The sequence below is a fragment of the Streptomyces sp. NPDC048441 genome (assembly GCF_043200235.1).
In the GTDB taxonomy this organism is placed as follows: Bacteria; Actinomycetota; Actinomycetes; order Streptomycetales; family Streptomycetaceae; genus Streptomyces.
On sequence record NZ_JBICXM010000006.1, the window covers coordinates 78,479 to 93,626 of the forward strand.

General features: G+C 68.5%; 16 protein-coding genes. 11 read left to right on the top strand and 5 right to left on the bottom strand.

Annotation, left to right across the window (positions count from 1 at the left end; translation table 11 throughout):
* Positions 1 to 123: 123 nt before the first annotated feature.
* On the bottom strand, positions 124 to 1,728 hold the full coding sequence (locus ACGFSB_RS16525; protein WP_393399232.1) for a glycoside hydrolase family 20 protein: 1,605 nt from the start codon (positions 1,726 to 1,728) through the stop codon (positions 124 to 126).
* A 266-nt stretch (positions 1,729 to 1,994) separates the two neighbouring features.
* Here ACGFSB_RS16525 and ACGFSB_RS16530 point away from each other — a divergent pair, with 266 nt between their 5' ends.
* The 5 genes from ACGFSB_RS16530 to ACGFSB_RS16550 all read left to right on the top strand — a co-directional run bounded on the left by ACGFSB_RS16530 (position 1,995) and on the right by ACGFSB_RS16550 (position 6,093).
* Positions 1,995 to 2,525, top strand: coding sequence for a 2-oxo-4-hydroxy-4-carboxy-5-ureidoimidazoline decarboxylase (locus tag ACGFSB_RS16530; protein WP_393399235.1), 531 nt, complete (start codon positions 1,995 to 1,997; stop codon positions 2,523 to 2,525).
* Positions 2,526 to 2,674: 149 nt separating this feature from the next.
* Positions 2,675 to 3,055, top strand: a complete 381-nt coding sequence (gene sdhC / locus ACGFSB_RS16535; protein WP_283779093.1) for a succinate dehydrogenase, cytochrome b556 subunit — start codon at positions 2,675 to 2,677, stop codon at positions 3,053 to 3,055.
* 8 nt (positions 3,056 to 3,063) lie between these two features.
* Entirely contained in the window at positions 3,064 to 3,552 is a 489-nt protein-coding gene (locus ACGFSB_RS16540; protein ID WP_393399237.1) for a succinate dehydrogenase hydrophobic membrane anchor subunit, read from the top strand.
* Positions 3,553 to 3,568: 16 nt separating this feature from the next.
* A complete protein-coding gene (gene sdhA / locus ACGFSB_RS16545) occupies positions 3,569 to 5,323 on the top strand; it encodes a succinate dehydrogenase flavoprotein subunit (RefSeq protein ID WP_393399239.1) in 1,755 nt (584 codons plus the stop codon).
* The gene (locus ACGFSB_RS16550) at positions 5,323 to 6,093 is read left to right on the top strand and encodes a succinate dehydrogenase iron-sulfur subunit (protein ID WP_393399242.1); all 771 of its coding nucleotides are present in this window, start codon (positions 5,323 to 5,325) and stop codon (positions 6,091 to 6,093) included. The genes sdhA and ACGFSB_RS16550 overlap by 1 nt, the downstream gene beginning before the upstream one ends.
* Positions 6,094 to 6,178: 85 nt before the next feature.
* On the opposite strand, the gene ACGFSB_RS16555 is transcribed toward ACGFSB_RS16550, so the two are convergent.
* Positions 6,179 to 6,520, bottom strand: coding sequence for an ATP-binding protein (locus tag ACGFSB_RS16555; RefSeq protein ID WP_393399244.1), 342 nt, complete (start codon positions 6,518 to 6,520; stop codon positions 6,179 to 6,181).
* Between ACGFSB_RS16555 and ACGFSB_RS16560 the strand changes: the two genes are divergently transcribed.
* From ACGFSB_RS16560 to ACGFSB_RS16575, 4 genes are all read left to right on the top strand, one after another.
* Positions 6,521 to 6,736: a DUF397 domain-containing protein gene (locus tag ACGFSB_RS16560; protein WP_393399247.1), complete on the top strand. Its 216-nt coding sequence runs from the start codon at positions 6,521 to 6,523 to the stop codon at positions 6,734 to 6,736.
* Positions 6,737 to 6,970: 234 nt separating this feature from the next.
* Positions 6,971 to 7,615, top strand: coding sequence for a hypothetical protein (locus ACGFSB_RS16565; RefSeq protein ID WP_393399250.1), 645 nt, complete (start codon positions 6,971 to 6,973; stop codon positions 7,613 to 7,615).
* Positions 7,615 to 8,685, top strand: a complete 1,071-nt coding sequence (locus ACGFSB_RS16570) for a hypothetical protein (protein WP_393399252.1) — start codon at positions 7,615 to 7,617, stop codon at positions 8,683 to 8,685. The genes ACGFSB_RS16565 and ACGFSB_RS16570 overlap by 1 nt, the downstream gene beginning before the upstream one ends.
* An 89-nt stretch (positions 8,686 to 8,774) precedes the next feature.
* Positions 8,775 to 9,230: a VOC family protein gene (locus ACGFSB_RS16575; protein WP_393399255.1), complete on the top strand. Its 456-nt coding sequence runs from the start codon at positions 8,775 to 8,777 to the stop codon at positions 9,228 to 9,230.
* Between the two features lie 15 nt (positions 9,231 to 9,245).
* Here the strand turns inward: ACGFSB_RS16575 and ACGFSB_RS16580 are convergent, their stop codons facing one another.
* Entirely contained in the window at positions 9,246 to 9,794 is a 549-nt protein-coding gene (locus tag ACGFSB_RS16580) for a MarR family winged helix-turn-helix transcriptional regulator (RefSeq protein WP_393399257.1), read from the bottom strand.
* An 81-nt stretch (positions 9,795 to 9,875) separates the two neighbouring features.
* Here ACGFSB_RS16580 and ACGFSB_RS16585 point away from each other — a divergent pair, with 81 nt between their 5' ends.
* On the top strand, positions 9,876 to 11,150 hold the full coding sequence (locus ACGFSB_RS16585) for an MFS transporter (RefSeq protein ID WP_393399260.1): 1,275 nt from the start codon (positions 9,876 to 9,878) through the stop codon (positions 11,148 to 11,150).
* Here ACGFSB_RS16585 and ACGFSB_RS16590 read toward each other — a convergent pair.
* Positions 11,090 to 11,533, bottom strand: a complete 444-nt coding sequence (locus ACGFSB_RS16590; protein WP_393400147.1) for an Lrp/AsnC family transcriptional regulator — start codon at positions 11,531 to 11,533, stop codon at positions 11,090 to 11,092. The two genes, ACGFSB_RS16585 and ACGFSB_RS16590, sit on opposite strands and share 61 nt — an antisense overlap.
* 117 nt (positions 11,534 to 11,650) lie before the next feature.
* On the opposite strand from ACGFSB_RS16590, the gene ACGFSB_RS16595 reads away from it, so the two are divergent.
* Complete coding sequence (locus tag ACGFSB_RS16595; RefSeq protein WP_393399263.1) at positions 11,651 to 12,574, top strand: SMP-30/gluconolactonase/LRE family protein; 924 nt, start codon at positions 11,651 to 11,653, stop codon at positions 12,572 to 12,574.
* A 16-nt stretch (positions 12,575 to 12,590) separates the two neighbouring features.
* Here the strand turns inward: ACGFSB_RS16595 and ACGFSB_RS16600 are convergent, their stop codons facing one another.
* A complete protein-coding gene (locus ACGFSB_RS16600) occupies positions 12,591 to 15,038 on the bottom strand; it encodes an MMPL family transporter (RefSeq protein WP_393400149.1) in 2,448 nt (815 codons plus the stop codon).
* Positions 15,039 to 15,148: the final 110 nt, after the last annotated feature.

The following is a 15,148-nucleotide window of genomic DNA, read 5'->3' on the forward strand; positions in this document are numbered from 1 at the left end:
GCTTTGGGCCGAATACACCACAGACGTAAGCAAGTTCGCCACCAAAAGCCGAAAACAGATCGCAAGTGGCCCCTACTAGACCTATCCCGCCAGGCCTGTCCCATCAGGCCTATCCCACCAGGCCTATCCCACTTGATCGGCAAGCTTCACGAAGTCGCCCCAGGACAGGCCCGGCTTCCGCTCGTCCCACAGCTTCTGGGCCGTCGCCCGCAGCGGCATCCGGATCCCCTTCGCCACCTGCTCCGGCGTCTGCGAACCGGACAGATCGCACCACACCGCGAACACGCCGCCGAGGATCTGGTCGTCGTACTTCGCGTTCACCGGCTTCGTCCCGCGGATCACCCGCGGGGTCCACTGCTCGTAGATCCGCTGCCCGGTGGGATAGCGGAAGGTGTTGGGCTGGCCGAGGACGTAGTACAGGTACTCGTCGTTGTAGTTGACGACGTTCCGGCCCTCCTTCAGATACTCGACGGGCTCCCTCGCGCCGATCTCCTTGCCCGTCCAGTACGCGACTTCGAGGTCGTCGTCGGCCTTCTCCACCCCGCCGCGGAAGAACCCGTCGTTCCAGGCCTTGAGCCCCCGTTCGAAGGGGCGCATCGTCTCGGCCCGGTCGTTGAGCCAGCCGGTCGCCAGGTCCTGGACGCGGGCGTCGGACCCGTACTTCTCGCGGGCGGCGGCGGCCAGTTGCGGATAGCTGGCCTCCGGATTCTCGACCGTGAGGGCGCGGTACTCGTCGGCGCCGAGGTGCCAGTAGCGGCCGGGGAAGAGGTCCGCGTACTCCTCCAGCAAGTCGTCGACGATCTCCGCGGCCTGCGGCTTGGAGATGTCGACCGCGCCGCGCGCCGCCACGCCACGAGTGTCGCGGAGCTGGAGCGAGGGGTGCGCGGCGATGACCGCGCCGAGGTGGCCCGGCGAGTCGATCTCGGGCACGACGGTGATGTGGCGACTGGCCGCGAGCTTCAGGATGCGGCGGACCTGCGCCTTGCTGAGGTGGTCGCGCGAGACGATCTCGGGGTGCGACTTCGACTCGATGCGGAAGGCCTGGTCGTCGGAGAAGTGCAGGCCGAGCTGGTTGTACTTGAGGTCGCCGAGCTCCCGGACCCGGTCCTCGATCCACGCCGAGTCGAAGTGCTTGCGCGCGATGTCGATCATGAAGCCGCGCTGGGGCTTGGCAGGCCGGTCGCGTACGACGCCTTCGGGCGCGGTCCGATCGCCGCGCACTTCCTGCTTCAGGGTGCGCGTCCCATAGAAGACGCCCGCTTCCTCGGGGGCGCTGATCTTCACCCGCTGCCCCTTCACGGAGAGGGTGTACGACTCGTCCCTGCCGCCGGAGGCATCGGCCTTCTCCGGGGTGAGCGCGAGCTCCACGTCGCCCTTACGGGGTTCGGCATCACCGGCGTACGCGAGCTTCAGCTCCCCGGCGAGCAGCTGGCCCTCGTCCGCGAGGTCGTCGTCGGCGACGACGACACGCCCACCGCCCTTCGGCTTCCATCCAGGACCGCGAGCGGCTCTGTGCTCACGTACGGCGGGGATGGTGGCGGGGGCTTTGGAGAGGGGGTACGACTTCGTGGGCGAGGGAGTGGGGGAGACGGCGGACTTGTTGTCGGAGGGGGGCGAGGCGCTGGACGAGGGCGCCTCGTCCCCGCCGTCGGGCCAGACGGCGACGGTCAGGGCGACGGCCCCGGCGGCGACTACTCCGGCGGCGATGGCGAGGGGGCGGGAGATCACTGGGAGCCGCCCTTCACCGGGCAATGCGCTGCGGGGCAAACGAGTGGGCGGGTGGGCGAGATCCACCGCGAAGCGGTGGCAACGAAGACCCCCCACCGGGCGGCACGAGCGGCAGTCATGCGGCCCACGTTAAAACGGGGCCCGCGGCCATACCGTCCACCACGCGAAGCGAAACTCTCCCATCCGGGTGAAATTCACGCATCCGTCAGACAGTCCCCACCCCACCTCGCTAGCGTTACGACACATCCCCCATCACCCCCTCACAGATGCCCCCTGCCCAGGAGCCCCCGCTGCCCCCGCAAAGTTCGCCCCGAACCCCCGAGCAGCTGAACACCGCCGAGCCGGCGGCGGCCGAGGCCGCCTTCCTCAGCTGCTGCGGCAGCCACTCCTGGGCGCGTCGCCTGGTCGCGCACCGGCCCTACCCCGACCTGGACACGCTGCTCGCCGCATCCGACGAAGCGGCGTACGACCTTGCGCCCGCGGACCTCAGCGAGGCCCTGGCCTGCGAACCTCTGCGATCGACCGTCCCCCGCCAGGCCACGTACACCGCCGCCCACACGGCCCTGCGCGCCGCGCATGCCGCGTACGAGAGCCGGTTCGGTCACGTCTTCGTGATCTGCCTGGACGACGTCCCGCCGAGCCAGGCCCTGAACCACCTGCTGGCCGGAATCCGCGCCCGGCTCGGCAACGACCCGGAGGAAGAGCGGGTCATCGCGGCCGAGGAATTGCGCAAGCTCGCCCGCGGGCGACTCACCCGGCTGGTCCACGACCTGAATAGCCCGTACGTGCCTGTTTGATTGCCTGTTTGATCACACCGGGCCACCCCGCGCGAACGAACCGACAACTCGTCGATACGATGACGAGCGGCCGGTGGACCGTACCCGGCCGGGCCCGTCCGACCACCCAAGCCGGCTGGCCCCAATCCCCGCTCCCGGAGGGTTCTGCCGTGCCGGCTGGAACGCTGTACCGCGGCCGGGAAGGAATGTGGTCCTGGGTGGCTCATCGAGTCACCGGCGTCCTCATCTTCTTCTTCCTGTTCGTGCATGTGCTGGACACCGCTCTCGTCCGCGTCTCCCCCGAGGCGTACGACGATGTCGTCAGCACCTACAAGACGCCCCTCGTCGCACTCCTTGAGTACGGCCTGGTCGCCGCCATCCTCTTCCACGCCCTGAACGGCCTGCGTGTCATCGCCGTCGACTTCTGGTCCAAGGGCCCGCGCTTCCAGAAGCAGATGCTCTGGACCGTCGTAGGCATCTGGGTCGTCCTGATGGTGGGGGCGCTCTACCCGGTCCTCGGCCACGCCGTCCGCGAAGTCTTCGGGAGCTGACGCCAGACATGTCCGACACAGACACCACACTCGAGAAGTCCGGAGTGGGTCCCGTCGAAGGCGCGTCGCTCTACGACGTCGACCACCCGGCTCCCCTCATCGAGGCGCCACGCAAGCGCACCTCCAAGACCCCGCGCTCGACCCGCGGCAACTTCGAGATGGCCGCATGGCTCTTCATGCGCCTGTCCGGCGTCGTTCTGGTCGTCCTGGTCCTCGGCCACCTGCTGATCCAGCTGGTGCTCGACGGGGGCGTGAGCAAGATCGGCTTCGCGTTCGTCGCGGGCCGCTGGGCCTCGCCGTTCTGGCAGGTCTGGGATCTGCTGATGCTGTGGCTCGCGATGCTGCACGGGGCCAACGGCCTGCGCACGGTCATCAACGACTACGCGGAGCGCGCCAACACGCGCCTGTGGCTCAAGGGCCTGCTGTACACCGCCACGGTGTTCACCATCCTTCTGGGCACGCTGGTGATCTTCACCTTCGACCCGAACATCCGCTAAAGCCGAGGCGAACCCAGTGAAGATTCACAAGTACGACACTGTCATCGTCGGCGCCGGTGGCGCGGGCATGCGCGCGGCCATCGAGTCGACGAAGCGCAGCCGGACCGCGGTCCTGACGAAGCTCTACCCGACTCGCTCCCACACGGGCGCGGCGCAGGGCGGCATGGCCGCCGCGCTCGCCAACGTGGAGGAGGACAACTGGGAGTGGCACACCTTCGACACGATCAAGGGCGGCGACTACCTGGTCGACCAGGACGCCGCCGAGATCCTGGCGAAGGAGGCCATCGACGCGGTCCTCGACCTCGAGAAGATGGGCCTGCCCTTCGGCCGTACGCCCGCCGGCGAGATCGACCAGCGCCGCTTCGGCGGTCACTCCCGCAACCACGGCGAGGCTCCTGTCCGCCGTGCCTGCTACTCGGGCGACCGCACCGGCCACATGATCCTCCAGACGCTCTACCAGAACTGCATCAAGGAGGGCGTGGAGTTCTTCAACGAGTTCTACGTCCTCGACCAGCTCCTGGTGGAGATCGACGGCGTCAAGAAGAGCGCGGGCGTGGTCGCGTACGAACTCGCGACCGGCGAGATCCACCTCTTCCAGGCGAAGTCCGTGGTCTACGCGTCGGGCGGCACCGGCAAGTTCTTCAAGGTGACGTCGAACGCGCACACGCTGACGGGTGACGGCCAGGCGGCCTGCTACCGCCGCGGTCTGCCGCTGGAGGACATGGAGTTCTTCCAGTTCCACCCGACCGGCATCTGGCGCATGGGCATCCTTCTTACGGAAGGCGCCCGTGGTGAGGGCGGCATCCTCCGTAACAAGGACGGCGAGCGCTTCATGGAGAAGTACGCGCCGGTCATGAAGGACCTGGCGTCCCGCGATGTCGTTTCTCGCTCCATCTACACGGAGATCCGCGAGGGCCGCGGCTGCGGCCCCGAGGGCGACCACGTGTACCTGGACCTGACGCACCTCCCGCCGGAGCAGCTGGACGCGAAGCTGCCCGACATCACGGAGTTCGCGCGCACGTACCTCGGCATCGAGCCCTACACGGACCCGATCCCGATCCAGCCGACCGCGCACTACGCCATGGGCGGCATCCCGACGAACGTCCAGGGTGAGGTCCTCGCGGACAACACCACGGTCGTCCCGGGTCTGTACGCGGCGGGCGAGGTGGCCTGCGTTTCGGTCCACGGCGCCAACCGCCTGGGCACGAACTCGCTCCTGGACATCAACGTCTTCGGCCGTCGCGCGGGTATCGCGGCTGCGGAGTACTCGGCGAAGAACGACTTCGTCGAGCTCCCGGAGAACGCCGAGGAGCTGGTCGTCGCCCAGGTCGAGCGCCTGCGTGACGCCACGGGCAACGAGCGGGTCGCCGAGCTCCGCAAGGAGCTTCAGGAGACCATGGACGCCAACGTCATGGTGTTCCGCACGGAGCAGACGATCAAGACGGCGGTAGAGAAGATCGCGGAGCTCCGCGAGCGCTACCTCAACGTCTCGATCCAGGACAAGGGCCGGCGCTTCAACACCGACCTCCTGGAGGCCATCGAGCTGGGCAACCTGCTCGACCTGGCCGAGGTCATGGCGCAGTCGGCCCTGGCCCGCAAGGAGTCGCGCGGCGGTCACTACCGTGAGGACTTCCCGAACCGCGACGACGTCAACTTCATGCGCCACACCATGGCGTACCGCGAGGTAGGCGACGACGGCGCCGAGTCGATCCGGCTCGACTACAAGCCGGTCGTGCAGACCCGCTACCAGCCGATGGAGCGTAAGTACTGATGGCAACCCCGACCCTCGACAAGGAAGACGCCAAGCCCGAGGCCGGCTTCGCCGACTCCCCGTACATCACGGCCACGTTCCGCATCCGCCGCTTCAACCCGGAGATCTCGGCGGACGCGACCTGGGAAGACTTCCAGATTGAGATCGACCCCAAGGAGCGTGTCCTCGACGCCCTCCACAAGATCAAGTGGGAGCTCGACGGGTCGCTGACCTTCCGCCGCTCCTGCGCCCACGGCATCTGCGGCTCGGATGCGATGCGCATCAACGGCCGCAACCGCCTGGCCTGCAAGACCCTGATCAAGGACCTCAACCCGGCCAAGCCGATCACGGTCGAGGCGATCAAGGGTCTGACGGTCCTGAAGGACCTGGTCGTCGACATGGACCCGTTCTTCCAGGCGTACCGCGACGTCATGCCGTTCCTGGTGACCACCGGCAACGAGCCGACGCGCGAGCGCCTCCAGTCGCCGGAGGACCGCGCGCGGTTCGACGACACGACGAAGTGCATCCTGTGCGCGGCCTGCACGTCCTCGTGCCCGGTCTTCTGGAACGACGGCCAGTACTTCGGCCCGGCGGCGATCGTGAACGCCCACCGCTTCATCTTCGACTCGCGTGACGAGGCGGGCGAGCAGCGCCTGGAGATCCTGAACGACAAGGACGGTGTCTGGCGCTGCCGGACCACCTTCAACTGCACGGACGCGTGCCCGCGTGGCATCGAGGTCACGAAGGCGATCCAGGAAGTGAAGCGGGCGCTGATCACGCGTCGCTTCTGAGTTCTTCTTCGTCCGTACGTTGACGTGGGCCCCGCTCCTTTGAGGAGCGGGGCCCACGTGCGTCGGAGGCCATGCGCTTCGCGAGCTATGTGTACGGGGCGCGCCATTCCGCCCAGACCTCCTTGCCGCCGACGCTGCGGCGCCCATTGACGAGGACGTAGTGCCCCCAGTCGTCGGCACAGCTGCGGAGAAGCCAGAGGCCGCGCCCGCGCTCGGAGTCGGCGTCACTGATGCCGAGGGGTGACGGCGGCAGCTGCGGACTGCTGTCCCAGACGCTGAGGCGGAGTCCACTCCGGGTGCGGGCAAGGCGCACGGCGACGGAATCGCGCGTACAGGCAAGGGAGTTGGTAACCAACTCCGAGACCACCAGCCGGACGTTGTCGAGGACGGCGGGGCGTACGCGATAACGGCTGAGGACAGCGCGCACGTGGGCCCGGACGATGCCGGGGCCGAGGGGGGTGTGGGGGATGCGGAGGGCGTACTCCCAGTCCGTAACTGCGTCGAACTCGCCACCGCACCGGACGACACGACACGCCTGCGCGAATCCGACGAACCGGCGATCAACCTCACCCTGCGGACAGCCGCCCTCACTTCTCTCCTGGGGGCGATACGCGAAGGAACCCTCGGAAGCCAAGAGGCGTAGGCAACGGGAGAGGTACCCCACAAGCCGCGCGGAGTTCAGCGAAGCCTGCGACGGCAAACAACGCCGCGCCCCGGCCTGCTAGGACGTACTCAAGCAATGAGGCTTAACCGGCGCAAACCCCAGCACACCGCCGGAATCCCGCCTGGTGTCCTCACAAGCCCCAGGGATAACGTTGGTTAGCTTGCGCTACCCCCACCTCAGCTTGCGCTACCCCCACCTCACCGGGAGTCCAGAGTGAACCGCCCCATCCGTCTCATGACGGCCGCCCTTGCCGCGTCCGCGGCCCTGCTGTTGACCGCCTGCGGTTCGGGGGGCGGCGACAAGGACTCCTCGGACAAGATCGAAGGGGCGGGTGGCGGCGGCTCGAAGGCTTCCGCCAGTCCGTCGGAGAAGCCCCACGGAGCCAAGCGTCCGGAGATCAAGCTCCCGGCCGAGTTCGAGGCGAACTTCGCGGGCTGGACGAACAGCGACCCGAAGCTCCAGGGGGTGCTGGACGACGGCAAGGAGGAACTGCGGGCGAAGTACGCGGCGATCATCGAGGCGAACCCGGATTCGGACGCGGTGGCGTTCTACGACTCGGGCGCCTCTCTCACCACGGCCCGCAAGTGGATCAAGGGTTTCACCGACACCGACGACAGCCTGATCGGATCGATCAAGGCCTACAGCCCCAAGGTCAACGTCAGCGGCAAGGACGCGGCAGTGTTCTTCTACTGCGTCGACGAGCGCAAGGCGTCCACGAAGAACAGCAAGACCAAGAAGGTCACGGCCACCCCCGACACCCCCGAGTCCGTGTTGCAGTACAGGGCCAGGCTCACCAAGTCCGAGCAGGGCGTGTGGCAGACCGTCTCCCTGGAGACTGTCCCGGGCGGGTGCAAGTAATGCGGACCACTGCGAAGGCAGGCGCCCTCCTGCTCGCCACGGCTCTCGCCCTTGGCTTCTCCTCGACGGCGGCCCACGCCATCGGAGACAAGAACAACCAGAACCCGCCGGGACCTTCGGGTGGCGCGGACAACAACATGCTGAACGCCGGGGTCGGCAAGACGAACATCAAGGTCTCACAGGTCAGCGGCGGCAAGGGCGGCTCCTCCGGCAAGGGACTCGGCTCGGTGGACCCGAACTGGAAGCCCCCGGCCTGCTGGTACGAGCCCGCAGCGACGTCCGAGCAGGTGAAGGCCGCGACGGACCAGCTCAAGAAGACCCCCAACGAGAACCTGGTCCCGGTCACTCCCTCGCTCAGCTGGGGCGAGCAGTTGATGGTGGACACCTTCGAGAAGGGCAAGTCGCCGGGCGACGGCATCAAGAGCTACAAGAACTTCAACCTCGGCAAGGACGGCAAGTTCTGGCGCGGTGTCGTCAACCCGGACATGGAGGGCGATCCGGCGGCGTACGAATGCGAGGAGATCCTCTTCTGGCAGGACGCCGGGATCATCCCGAAGATCGCCAACGCACCGACGCCCAAGGTCCTCGCCTCGTACGCGTACGACAAGATCAAGGTCCCGGACACCAAGGTCGAGCTGAAGCCGGAAGGCAAGTCGACGGTGAACCTGCCCACCTGGGTCTGGCTGGACAAGGGCACCTTCGAGGACGTCAAGGTCCGCGCCGAACTGCCTGGCACAGGTCTGTGGGCGGAGACCACGGCCAAGCCGGTCAGCCTCCACCTGGAGCCCGGCACAGCGGACGCCACGACCTTCCCGGCATCCGCCGAGTGCAAGGTCAACGACGACGGCAGCATCGGCACGCCCTACACGAAAGGCTCCTCCAAGGAAGACCCGCCGTGCGGCATCTCCTACTTGCGGGCGACCGGCGGTGACCCGTACCAGCTGAAGGCATCCATCACCTGGGAGATCGCCTGGAAGGGCTCTGGCGGCACCGGCGGCGACCTCCCGGACGGCACCTTCGACGGAACGCAGGACATCGACGTCCAGGAGATCCAGTCCATCAACCGCTGAGCGCCCCGGCCGGGTGACGTCAACGGCCATGTGGCGGCCAAACAGTGACAGTAAGGCTGAATTCGGTCCGGCCGACCTACTCTGACGAAATGTCAGACAACCAGTCGGTCGGCCTGTCCGTTGACCAGTCCGTTCGTCAATCCGGTGAGCAGTCGACCGAGCTGCTCGGCTTCGACAACATCCTCTTCCCCGTCGGCGACCTCGGCGAGGCCGTCGACTTCTACGAGCGTGCCGGGTTCCCCGTGGCTCACCGGATCGACGAGATCGGGCTCGCGATCCTGAAGGTCGGCAAGGAGACGCCCGGGATTCTGCTGCGCGTGGAGGACGGGGTCGAGCATCGGCCTTCGGCGTGGGCCACGCCCCGGGTGTGGATCGAGGTGGGGGACGCGCGGGCCGCCGGACGGGCGCTGGACACCGCCGGGGTCAAGCTCCTGGCCCCGCCCTTCTCCGTCGCCACCGGGTACACCGTGGAGTTCGCCGATCCGTGGGGCAACGTCGTCGGGTTCACCGACTACCGCAAGCGCCCCGAGCTGGCGCGGAGTTGATCAGTGGGGCGCGCGTCACTGCCACTGCGCCCCGCCGCCCTCCTCCGCCACCACCATGATCCGCCGCAGCATGTCCGAGAGCTGAGCGCGCTCCTCCCCGGAGAGCACCCCGAGGAGGCGGTACTCCTCGTGGCCCAGGACGTCCATCGCGCCCAGCCAGATCGAGCGGCCGGACGCGGTCAGCTCCACGTCCACCCGGCGGCGGTCCGCCTTTGACGGGGTGCGGCGGACCAGGTCGCGCTTCTCGAGACCGTCCAGGCGTCCCGTCACGGACGCGGGGGCCAGGTCCAGGTCCGCGGCGAGTTCGGAGGGGGTCGCGCGACCGCCGCGGCCTGCCAGTTTGTGGAGGGTGTCGAACTCGTGGCGCTCCAGGGCGAAGTCGACCAGGGACTGCTCCCGGACGCGGCGCAGATGGACCGTGAGCTTCTTCATGCGGGTGACCGCGCCCTCGATGTCCGGGTCGAGGGCGGGGAGGACGGGGAGCCAACGCTCCACGTGGCCGTCGGTCCAGTCGCGCTGCGGCTGCGGCCCGCCGATGTCGTTGCTCTCGTGCTTCCTCGCCATACGCAGCAGCCTACTTCGGGCTTGCTTCGGTCTCAGATACTTCGGTGGCGAATAGTTCGACAACGAAATACAGTCCTCTCCATGCCGTCGCACCCCCTCCTGCGCAACCGCTCCTTCCGGCTGTTCTTCCTCGGCCGCTCCCTGTCCCTCATCGGCGACGCCGTCATCCCGGCCGCCCTCGCCCTCGCCGTGCTCCGCGCCACCGGCTCCAGCTCCGCGCTCGCGCTCGTACTCGGCTGTGCGATAGGGACGAAGCTTCTGTTGCTGCCGTTGGGCGGTGTGGTGGGCGACCGGTTCAACGCCCGCACGGTGGCCCTCACCGCTGACCTGGTGCGGTGCGTGACCCAGCTGTTCGTCGGCGTCCAGCTACTCGGCGGCGACCCCCAGCTGTGGCACATCGCCCTCGCCGAAACAGTCGGCGGCGCCGCGTCCGCCTTCGCCATGCCGACCCTGTCTCCGCTCATCACAGGGACGGTCGCCGCGAAAGACCGGCACGCCGCCAACGCCCTTCTGGGCGTGGTCAACAGCGGTGCCCGCGTCGGCGGCCCCGCGCTCGCCGGGCTGCTGATCTGGGTCGCGGGCCCCGGCTGGGCGTTCGTCCTGGACGGCGCGTCCTTCGCCGTCAGCGCATGTCTCCTCTCCGCCGTCCGCGTCCACCACACGGACGAAGAACCCACCGCGCGCCGTTCGCTGCGCAAGGACCTCGTCGAGGGCTGGCACGAGGTGCGCAGCCGCGACTGGTACTGGACCAGCCTCGTCGCGCACTCCGCGTGGAACGGCGCCGCCGCAGTCCTCATGACACTCGGACCCGTCATCGCCGTCGAGGAGCTGGGCGGAGAGGGCACCTGGATCGCGATCCTCCAGGCGGGCGCCGTCGGACTGCTTGCCGGCTCCCTGCTCGCCGGGCGGGCGAGACCGAAGCGGCCGATCCTCGTGGCCAACCTCGGCCTCGCGACGTACGCCCTGCCCCTGGCCCTGCTCGCGGCCGAGGCCCCCGCGTCGGCCGTGATCGCCGCGTACGGCCTCGCGCAGGCGGGGCTCGGCTTCCTCAGCCCCATCTGGGAGACCTCGGTGCAAGCGGCGATACCGTCCGGCGTGCTGGCCCGCGTCACCTCGTACGACTGGCTGCTGTCGTTGGCCGCGATGCCCGTGGCGTACGTTCTCGGGCCACTCGCGGCGGACGCGTGGGGCACGGCGACCCCGCTGTGGATCGCGGCGGCCGTGGTGGGAGTCGCGTGCGCGGGGACGACGGCGGCGCCGGGAGTGCGCCGCTTCGGAGCGAGCGCAGGCGACCCTCAGCCCGCCCCCGGCGACACCGGCCTCTCGAAGAACGTCTCAAGGGACACCGTCGCCTGAGTCCCGCTCACCCCGTCGATCGCGTACAGCCGCCGCAGCACGTCCTGGAGTTGCTCCGTCGTCCCCGTGCGGACCTTCACCAGCACACTCGCCGCGCCCGCGATGACGTGCGCCTCCTGGATCTCGGGGATCGCCGCGAAGTCCGCCGCCCGCTCCCCCATCCACGCCGTCGAGTCGACCATGACGAAGGCCAGCACACCCTGCCCCACGGCCGCCGGGTCGACGTCGACCGTCGTGCGGCGGATGACGCCGCGCTCGCGCAGTTTGCGTACGCGCTCATGAGCCGCGCCCGCCGAAAGCCCCACCGCCTTGCCGAGGTTCGCGTACGACTGGCCCGCGTCCTGTTGCAGCCGCGCCAGTAGTTCCCGGTCGGTGTCGTCCAGCACGTGCACTCACCCATCGTTCGGCATCTTTGCTGTAGACCATATCTCGTACTGCGATATCGTCTCACCACCGAATGTGATTCGTTGACCCGTTCATACTTCAGGCAGGGGCCCACCATGTCTTCCCAGAAGTTCCCGACGTCGTACGAGATCCTGGACGAGCGCTTCCGCACCGGAAGGTGCGCCAACGGGGACAGCAAGCTCGAAGTGCTGCACGACGACTGCCGGTGGGCCGAAGGGCCGCTCTACCTGCCCGCCTGGCGGCAGCTCATCTGGAGCGACATACCCAACGACCGGCTGCTGCGCTGGGACGAGGCGACCGGTGCCGTCGGCGTCTTCCGGTCGTCCGCCGGGAACGTCAACGGCAACACCCTTGACCGCGAAGGCCGGTTGATCTGCTGCGAACAGGGCAACCGGCGCGTCACCCGTACCGAGCACGACGGTCGCGTCACCGTCCTCGCCGACCGCTACGAAGGCAAGCGGTTCAACAGCCCGAACGACGCCGTGGTCCGCTCCGACGGGTCGGTCTGGTTCTCCGACCCGGACTTCGGGATCACCAGTGACTACGAAGGGTTCCGGGCGACCCCCGAGATCGGCGCCTGCAACGTCTATCGGATCGATCCGGTGACAGGGGCGGTGAAGCTCGTCGCGGACGAGTTCGAGGGCCCGAACGGACTCGTCTTCTCCCCTGACGAGCGGCAGTTGTACGTCTCTGACTCGCGCGCCGCCGCGATCCGCGTCTTCGACGTACGCGATGACGGGACCCTTTCGGACGGCACCGTCTTCGCCGAATCGAAGAGCTCCGGCTTCGACAACATCCGGTTCGACGACGGGGGGCGGCTGTGGGCCGCCGCCCTCGACGACGGTGTGCACTGCTACGACCCCGACGGCACCCTCATCGGACGGATCACCGTCCCCGAGGCCGTCGCCAACATCGCCTTCGGCGGGCCGAAGAACAACCGGCTCTTCATCGCGGCGACGACCTCGCTCTACTCGTTGGTGATGTCCGTGACGGGGCTGCCGAGGGTCAGGACCGTCTGACCCAGGTCCTGGCCGGCTAGTTGACCGCGTCCACCTCACCCGCCGCCAGCTCCACGTCGTACACCAGCGGTTCGCCCGCGACCGCGATGTGCCGCGCGCGGGCCGCGTAGCCGGGGGCCGTGACGGCCAGCAGGTAGGCGCCCGCCGACGGGGCCGCGACGATGTACGAACCGTCCGCGAGGGAGGTGACGCGGTCCTGCTGGCGGCCCGCCTTGGAGAGGAGGGTCAGGGTCGCGCCTTCTATCGGTTCGCCTTCCGCGGTACGGATGAAACCGTGCACTACGGAGGCGGAGGTGACGCCTTCGCCGTCGGACTCCGCCACGCGCGCGTGGGGCACGGGTCCCGTCTCCTCCGGTGCCTCCCGCGGTTCCACCGCCAGGTGCGGCAGGCGCTTCTCCAGGCCCGCGGGGAGCCACCAGTTGGAGCGGCCGAGCAGATGCATGGCCGCCGGGACCAGGGCGGTGCGCAGGATGAACGCGTCAAGGGCCACCGCGGCCGCGAGACCGATGCCCGCCATCGCGCCCTCCATGTCGCCGCTCAGGACGAACGCGGAGAAGACGCAGATCATGATCAGGGCCGCGCAGTTGATGACCCTGCTCGTCTCGGCGAGGCCCACGCGGACCGCGCGGGCGTTGTCCTTCGTATGCACCCATTCCTCGTGCATACGGCTCACCAGGAACACCTGGTAGTCCATCGAGAGCCCGAAGAGCAGCGACAGCATGATGACGGGCAGGAAGGCCGTGATCGGGCCCTCCTTGCCGATGCCGAGCAGCTCCGTGCCCCAGCCCCACTGGAAGACCGCCACCAGTACGCCGAAGGACGCCGCCGCCGCGATCAGGTTCATCAGGGCAGCCGTCAGCGGCACCACCAGGGAGCGGAACGCGATCAGCAACAAGAGGAAGCCGAGCGCGATGATCGCTCCTACGAAGTAGGGCAGTCGGTCGCCAGTCACCGCGGCGAAGTCCTTGAAGACGGCCGTGACGCCGCCCACATGGGCATCGACTCCGGCTGCCGGAATCACGTCTCCCCGTAGACGGTCGATGAGTTGGTCCGTCTCCTCGGACTGGGGCGATGTGGTCGGGATGACGTTGATCACCGAGATGCCGTCCGAGGGTGGCGCCGCGGCCACCCTCGCGACGCCCTCCGTCTCGCGGATGGTCGCCACCAGGCCTCCGGTGTCGCCTTCTTCAGCCACTACTTGGAGGGGGCCATTGAATCCCGGACCGAATCCGTCGGCGAGCATGTCGTACGCCTGCCGGGTCGTCGTCGACTCCTGGTGATTGCCCTGGTCGGTCGCGCCGAGCCGCAGGGACAGGAGCGGCACGGCCAGGAAGGCCATCACTACGAAGGCGAGTGCCGCGATCGAGCGCGGGCGCTTTTGGACGTACGAGGACCAGCGCGCCGCGAGGCCGCTCGTCTCGGCCGGTTCGGGTCCTGTGGCCGCGAGTCGGCGCCGCTGCCTGCGACTGAGCACTCGGGGGCCGAGCAGTCCGAGGAGCGAGGGCAGCAGGGTGATGGCGGCGAGGACGCTCAGGACCACTGTCAGGGAGGCCGCGATGACCACGCCGTCCAGGAAGCGCATGTTCATCACCAGCATCCCGGCGAGCGCGATGCACACCGTGCCGCCCGCGAAGAGCACCGCACGACCCGAGGTGTTCAGGGCCTGCACCGCGGACTCCTCGGGCCGCATACCGCGCAGGATGCCGCGCCGGTGCCGGGTGACGATGAAGAGCGCGTAGTCGATGCCGACGCCCAGGCCGATCAGGGAGCCGAGCAGCGGGGCCACTTCGGGGATGGCCGTGACGTGGCTGAGCAGCATCGTCGACAACATGCCCATGCCTACACCGAAGACGGCGATGACGATCGGCAGGACCATCGCGAAGAGCGAGCCGAAGGCCAGGAAGAGCACGACGGCGGCGGCCGCGATGCCGACCAGCTCGGAGGTGCCGGTGGGCGGCTCCTGGATGCGGGCGATCGCCTGGCCGCCCAGTTCGACCTTCAGGCCCGCCTTCTCGGCCTGCTGGGCGGTGTCCACGACGTCCTGGACCAGGCCCTTGGGGACCTCGTTCGCCTGCTCGGTGAAGGTCACCTGGGCGTACGCGATCCGTCCGTTCCGGCTGATCTGGGCCGCGCCCGCCTCCTTGGACGCGTAGGGGCTCTCGACCTCGCCGACACCCTTCATGCCTGCAATCTCCTTGAGCGCGGGCTCGATACGGGAGCGTACGCCCGCGTCACGGGCCGACGCTCCTTCGTCGACGCGCCAGACGACCGTGTCGGTGTCTCCGGAGCGCTCCGGGAACGCCTTCGTCATCAGGTCGTACGCAGTCTTGGAATCCGTGTCCGGCAGAGAGAACACATTCGAGTAGTCGGTGCCCGCCGATGTCCCCGCCGCGCCCAGACCGAACAGTGCCCCCACCCACAGCACAAGGACCACCAGACGGTGCCGATAGCACCATCGCGCCAATGCCGCCACGATCCACTCCTCCTCCGCGTCGCCGGGTCCCCCGGGTCCGTGCCTTCAGAAGCCTCAGCATCGGCGGCACGGCGCCCCTGAGGGCCGACGCGGCCATGATT

Coding starts and splice junctions, on each gene's coding strand:
- ACGFSB_RS16530 (WP_393399235.1), top strand. CDS start 1,995: ATGCCCCCTGCCCAGGAGCCCCCGCTGCCCCCGCAAAGTTCGCCCCGA.
- ACGFSB_RS16540 (WP_393399237.1), top strand. CDS start 3,064: ATGTCCGACACAGACACCACACTCGAGAAGTCCGGAGTGGGTCCCGTC.
- ACGFSB_RS16550 (WP_393399242.1), top strand. CDS start 5,323: ATGGCAACCCCGACCCTCGACAAGGAAGACGCCAAGCCCGAGGCCGGC.
- ACGFSB_RS16570 (WP_393399252.1), top strand. CDS start 7,615: ATGCGGACCACTGCGAAGGCAGGCGCCCTCCTGCTCGCCACGGCTCTC.
- ACGFSB_RS16575 (WP_393399255.1), top strand. CDS start 8,775: ATGTCAGACAACCAGTCGGTCGGCCTGTCCGTTGACCAGTCCGTTCGT.
- ACGFSB_RS16580 (WP_393399257.1), bottom strand. CDS start 9,794: ATGGCGAGGAAGCACGAGAGCAACGACATCGGCGGGCCGCAGCCGCAG.
- ACGFSB_RS16585 (WP_393399260.1), top strand. CDS start 9,876: ATGCCGTCGCACCCCCTCCTGCGCAACCGCTCCTTCCGGCTGTTCTTC.
- ACGFSB_RS16595 (WP_393399263.1), top strand. CDS start 11,651: ATGTCTTCCCAGAAGTTCCCGACGTCGTACGAGATCCTGGACGAGCGC.